The 6,031-nt window shown below is 77.7% G+C and carries 2 protein-coding genes; one reads left to right on the forward strand and one right to left on the reverse strand.

The annotated features are described in order from the left end of the window. Nucleotides 1–298 precede the first annotated feature (298 nt). A complete protein-coding gene (locus tag J0670_RS27140; RefSeq protein WP_207814307.1) occupies nucleotides 299–3,643 on the forward strand; it encodes a S8 family serine peptidase in 3,345 nt (1,114 codons plus the stop codon). On the opposite strand, the gene J0670_RS27145 is transcribed toward J0670_RS27140, so the two are convergent. Then, nucleotides 3,630–6,031, reverse strand: a 2,402-nt coding sequence (locus J0670_RS27145; protein WP_207814308.1) for a YfhO family protein, incomplete at its 5' end; no start/stop codon positions are given. The two genes, J0670_RS27140 and J0670_RS27145, sit on opposite strands and share 14 nt — an antisense overlap.

The following is a 6,031-nucleotide window of genomic DNA, read 5'->3' on the forward strand; positions in this document are numbered from 1 at the left end:
CCTGCAGCGCTCGCTGGACCGCCGGGACAACGGCGGCGTGACCGGCCACCTCTGATCGGTGGGGGCCGATCGGCGCCGGTGGGTGCGGCCACTGGTGTTCATCGGCTTACTGGGCCGGCCGGGTGGACCGCAGGTCACCCCGTAGAGTGCAACTGAGGTCCATCCGAGGGAAGTTGCTCGCCCCGCCCGACGCGATCATCCTAATTTGGGGCCCCCGGAAGGGTGATCGACGTCCGCGCGGGCGGGCGTCAGCGACACGGTGTGCGGATCAGTCCCCCTGCCGGGGGAGAGGGCCCCAGTGCGTCTGCCACCCGTCCGCCGAACCCTTGCCCGGATCGGCCTCACCCTGGCCCTGCTGGCCACGATGTCCGGTGGCGCCGCGCTCGCCGCCACCCCGGCATCCGGCGGCCCGCCGTCCGTCGGACCGCCGGGCTCCGCCGCCCGTACGGCCTCCGTCCTCCTGGAACTCGACACCGAGGCGGCCGGCCCCGCCTGGGGGCGCGCCGCCGAAGCGGCGCGCCGGGCCCGGCGCTCGCCCGAGGCCGTCCGCCGGGAGGCGGCCAGGGCCGGTGCCACCCAGCGGGCCCGGTCCACGGACGCGCTCGACCGGCTGGCCGGAGCCGTTCACCGGGCGGCGCCAGCCGCCCGCGAGCTGTACCGCACCCGCACCCTGCTCACCGGCCTGGCCGTCAGCGCGCCCGCCGACCGGCTGTCCGCGCTGCGGGCGCTGCCCGGGGTCCGGGCCGTCCACCCGATCGTCAACAAGCGGCGCGACAACGCCCATTCCGTCCCGCTGACCGGAGCCCCGCAGGTGTGGGACGGCCCCGCGGGCAACACGGGCGGCGGCGTGCGGATCGGGATCATCGACAGCGGCATCGACTACACCCACGCCGACTTCGGCGGCCCCGGCACCGAGGAGGCCTTCCGCTCGGTCGAGCGCGGCAAACCCGCGCCGGCCTCGCTCTTCCCCAGTGCCAAGGTGATCGGCGGCAAGGACCTGGTCGGCGACGACTACGACCCCGACCCGACCTCCCCGAAGCACCAGCCCGTCCCGCACCCCAGCGACAACCCGCTCGACTGCGTGCGCAACGGGCACGGCACCCACGTCGCCGGGACGGCGGCCGGGTACGGCGTCACCGCCGACGGCCACCCGTACACCGGCCCGTACCGGCCCGGGCTCGACCCGGCCTCGTTCAGGATCGGCCCCGGCGCGGCCCCCGGCGCGCAGCTGTACGCGATCCGGGTGTTCGGCTGCGACGGCTCCACCGACCGGCTCGCCCAGGCGCTCGACCTGGCCGCCGACCCGAACGGCGACGGCGACCTCGGCGACCGGCTCGACGTGGTCAACCTCTCGCTCGGCAGCCGCTTCGGCAGCTCCGACGACGCCGACGCGCTGGCCGTCGACCGGCTCGCCGAACTCGGCACCGTGGTGGTCGCGGCCGCGGGCAACGACGGCGACGTCTACGGCATCGGCGGCAGCCCCGGCACCGCCGCCCGGGCCGTCACGGTGGCCGCCTCCGTCCACGGGCACTCCGACGTGGACGGCATCACCGTGCTCGCCCCCGACGCGCTGGCCGGGGTCGTCCCGGGCCACTGGAGCGAGCGCTACCAGGGCTGGTCCACCACCGAGGTGAGCGGCCAACTCGCCCTGCCCGCCGACCAGTCGGACGGGTGCGCGGCCTTCAGCGAGGCCGACCGGAAGCGGCTGGCCGGGAAGATCGCGGTGCTCACCTGGCTCACCCGGGAGTCCGAGCGGGCCTGCAACTCCGGCCCGCGCGCCGACCACGCGGCCGACGCCGGGGCGATTGGCGCGCTCTACGCCGCCGACTCGGACCACCTCGCCGAGATCGCGGGCGACGACCGCGTCCCGGCCGTCCTGCTCGCCCGCGCCGAGGGCGAGCGGCTGCTGAAGGCCGCCGCCGAAGGGCCCGTGCAGGTCCGGCTCGCGGCCCCCGGCAACCGGCTGCACGGCACCGTCGCGCAGGACCGTCCGGCCCGGGTCGACACCCTCACCGACTTCACCTCCCGGGGCATCGGCGTGCCCGGCGTGGTCAAGCCCGACCTCGCGGCGCCCGGCGAGACCATCTGGTCCGCCCTGGTCGGCAGCGGCACCGGCGGCCAGCGCGAGGACGGCACCTCGATGGCCACCCCGCACGTCGCCGGGCTGGCCGCGCTGGTGCGGGCCGCCCACCCGGACTGGCCGGTCGAGCAGGTCAAGGCCGCGCTGATGAACACCAGCACGGACACCTACCTCGGCGACGACCGCGGCGGGCCGGTCTACGGGCCGGAGCGCACCGGCGCCGGCCGCGCCCGGGTCGACCGGGCGGTCCGCACCCCGGTCGTCGCCTACGCGGCGGGGGAGGGGGCCGAACCGGGCGGCGTCGGGGTCTCCTTCGGGCCGGTCGAGGTCGGCGGGCCGACGGCGCTCGGCCGGGAGATCGAGCTGCGCAACCACTCCGCCGCGCCGCTGAGTTACCGCACGGGCTACGCGGCCGCCACCGAACTCCCGGGCGCCTCCTTCGTGGTGACGCCCGGTCGGGTCGACGTGCCGGCCGGCGGAACCGCGCGGGTGCGGGTCACGCTGTCCGTAGCGGGGGAGTTGGGGCGCACACCGGACCCGACCATCGACACCGAACAGGGCGGCAAGGCCCGCAGCTACCGGGGCGAGCTCTCCGGGCGGGTGCTGTTCACCCCGCTCGGGGACGACGCGCTGCCGCAGCTGAGGGTCCCGGTGCTGGCCGCCCCGCGCCCGACCGGCGACCTCACCGCGACGGCCGCCGTCCGGACCGCCCGGGACGGCACACTGGTCGCGCTCGGCGGCGCCGCCGCCCCCGGCGAGCGGCCCGGACTGGTCAGCGCCTTCGCGCTCGGCGGCGAGGGGGCCCGCTGGCCCGACTGCCCGCCCGGCGGCGGCACGGCCGCCGGCCCCGGCACGGGCATCCGCCCCGAGGGCGCGGGGGAGACGGACGACCCGCCGGAGGACACCTGCGCCGAGTACCCCGGCGACCGGGCGGCCGACCTGCGGGAGGCGGGCGCGGCCGTCGACTCCGAGCTGCTGTACGTGGGCGTGCGGCTGTGGGCCCCGACGGCGACGCCGGTCGGGCTCTACGGGGTGCGGGTCTCGCTGGACACCGACGGGGACGGCGTCACCGACGTGATCCTCAAGGCCGACCGGCTGCGCGGCAGCGACGTCCTGGTCTCCCGCGCCCTGGACGCCCGCACCGGCGCCGAACTCGACGTGCAGCCGCTCAACGCCCGTTGGGGAGACGTCGACACCGGGCTGCTGGACAGCGACGTCCTGGTCCTGCCCGTCCGGCTGGGCGCCCTGCCCGGCGTCGGCCCGGGCCACAGCATCGTCCACTACGGCGTCTGGACCGGTGACGTCGCCCCCGGCACTCCCGACCCGGCCGACGCCTACGCCGCCATCGGCCTGCGCGGCACCCGGCCGAGCGTGCCGGTGGACGTGCTGCACCCGGCCCTCACCGTCCGGGCCGGCCTCAACGGCCCCACCGCCGTGGCGGCCCCGGCCGGCCCCGGCACCGTCCTCGACGTCCACCGGGCGGCGGGCGACGGCTCACGGCTCCTGCTGCTGCACCACCTCAACCCGGCGGACCGGCGGGCGCAGGTGGTCACTCTGCCCTGAAGTCGCCGGAGGGCGGTTCGCCGGGCGACCGGCGGGCCGCCCTCCGGCGTTCGCGACGCGGGGTGTGGGCGGGGCGTCGGCGGGAGAGCAGGGCGAAGACCGAGACGAGGGCGAGGACGGCGGCGGTGCCGGAGGTCACGGTGAGGCCCTCGGTGAGGCCGGGCGGGCGGAAGGAGCAGGCGATCCGGTCGGCGCCCGCGCCGAGCGGCATGCCGATCATGCCGAGGACCGGGGTGGGCGCCGCGGCGCGACCGCCGCCGGCCGCGCAGGTCCAGCCCTCGGTGGCCGGGACGGAGAGCAGCGCCGTGCCGGTGGAGCCCGCCGGGAGGGTCGCCGTGACGGTGTGCCCGCCGGCCTCGACGTGGGTGGCGCCGGTGGCGGCCAGGCGGGCGACGGCGGCCTCCAGGGCGCCGGCCCGCAGGCAGCCGATCGGGCGGGCGGGGACCTGGCTCACCCCGTCCGGGCGCAGCGTCACCCGGACCACGCCGTCCGCCGGGACGGTCCCCAGCCGGTGGATCGCCACCGCCGTGGTGGGCTGCTCGCCCTCGCTGCGGTAGCTGGTGCCGAGGCCGCTGACCGTGCCGCGGTACCAGACCCCGTGGAAGAAGGCCGTCCCGCCCGGCGTGCAGGCGGCGGTGAACACCGTGCCCTCGTCGCCGCCCGGCACCGACCAGCCGCTGGTGCCGTGCAGGGTGGGCGTCGGGCCGCCGACCGGGACGGGCAGCGGGGCGTCGTACACCTGGCTGCCGAGCAGCGACTCCTGCCGGGACCAGACCGAGGAGGTGTCCGGCCGGGCGCCCGGCGGCAGCACGGTGACCAGCGGTGGCGCGGCCGCCCGTACGGCGGTGAAGCCGTGCGGCGGCGGGCCGTCGTCCAGGTGGGCATCGTCCAGGTGGGCGCGGACCCCGAACAGCGCCTGCCCGACCGGGTCGGTGACGCTCGCGGTCTGCCGCCCGCCAGCCGTCCAGCCCGCGCCGAGGTCGTGCGGCAGCAGAGCGGCGACGGTCGGCAGGTAGCCGCTGAAGTAGCCGCCGCCCTGGCCGTTCAGGAGCAGCGGGTCGTTGGGGGTGAAGGCGTGCGGGCCGGGGTCGCTGCGCCCGTCCGGCCAGTCGGAGCCCGCGCGGACGGCCGCGTACCCGGCCCGGGCGGCGGCCGGGGAGAAGCCGTCGTCGGGGGCCGCGCCGAGCGCCGCGTACCCGGACCAGACGGCGTTGCCGAGCACCACACCGCCCAGCACCCAGGTGGCGACGGCGTTCGCCCGGCGGTCGGTGTGCCGGCGGTCCAGGAGCCGTAGCGCGGCCAGCACGGCGCCGCCGCCGACGCCCAGCAGCACCCAGGTGGAGGCGTCGACCGAGAGCCGGGCCGCCGCCGGCACGGCGATCAGCGCCACCAGGGCGGCGCCGCCCAGCAGGGTGAGGAGGTCCGGCCGGTGGGCCAGCGACACCCAGCCCGCCAGCACCAGCAGCCCGCTGAGCACGAAGGCGATCCGGTACGGCCCGCCGGCCGGGATCGCCAGGCCGTGCCAGACCAGCACGGTCGGGGTCCAGAGGAAGGTGAGCACCACCAGCAGCAGCGCCGCGCACCAGGCCGCCCGCTCGCGGATCCGCACCCGGCGGTTGAACGGCAGCCCGCACACCAGCAGCAGCCCGAGCACCCCGATCGACACGTCCGGCAGCGGCCGCCCGCCGTAGCCGGTGGGCAGCAGCTGCGCGAGGTGCGCGCCGAGCCCGGACGGGCCGAGCGGCTGCACCGGGGACTCGGGCTGGGCGCGGCGGGCGGCCCGGACCGCGACGAACAGCACCGGGGAGGCCAGCAGCACCCCGGTGACGGTCAGGGTGACCGCCCGCCCGGTTGCCCGGACCCGGTGCCGGAACGCCCGCGGGGTGGCGAACAGGCGGACGGCGAACAGGAGTCCGGCCACCAGGGTGGCCAGCGCGGCGGTGTACAGGTTGCCCGCCCAGGCGAGCGTCACGCACAGCGCGCCGGCCACCCAGCGCCGCTCGTGCAGGCACCAGTCCCCGACCAGGCCGAGCAGCGGCAGCGACACCAGGCCCCAGAGCCACATCGGTGCGGCCCCGCCCACGTCGAGCACCCAGGCGCACAGCCCGTACCCGACGGCGGCGAGCACCCGCAGCCACCGGGGGCCGGGGTGCAGGCGGCCGAGCAGGTGGGCCATCAGGGCGGTGCCGAGGCCGATGGTGGCGAGGGTGACCAGGAGGACGGCGAGCTGTCCCTGGTCGCGGGGGAGCAGCGCGGTCGGCCAGGAGAGCGGGTTCATCAGGTAGGCGAAGAAGTCGGCGAGGAACGGGACGCCGTAGCCGCTGTTCCAGTTGAACAGCAGGTCCCCGGAGGCCTGCCCGTGCAGCAGGTCCCACAGGTGCGCGTGGT

The sequence above is a fragment of the Streptomyces sp. FH025 genome (assembly GCF_017427025.1).
Classification (GTDB): domain Bacteria; phylum Actinomycetota; class Actinomycetes; order Streptomycetales; family Streptomycetaceae; genus Kitasatospora.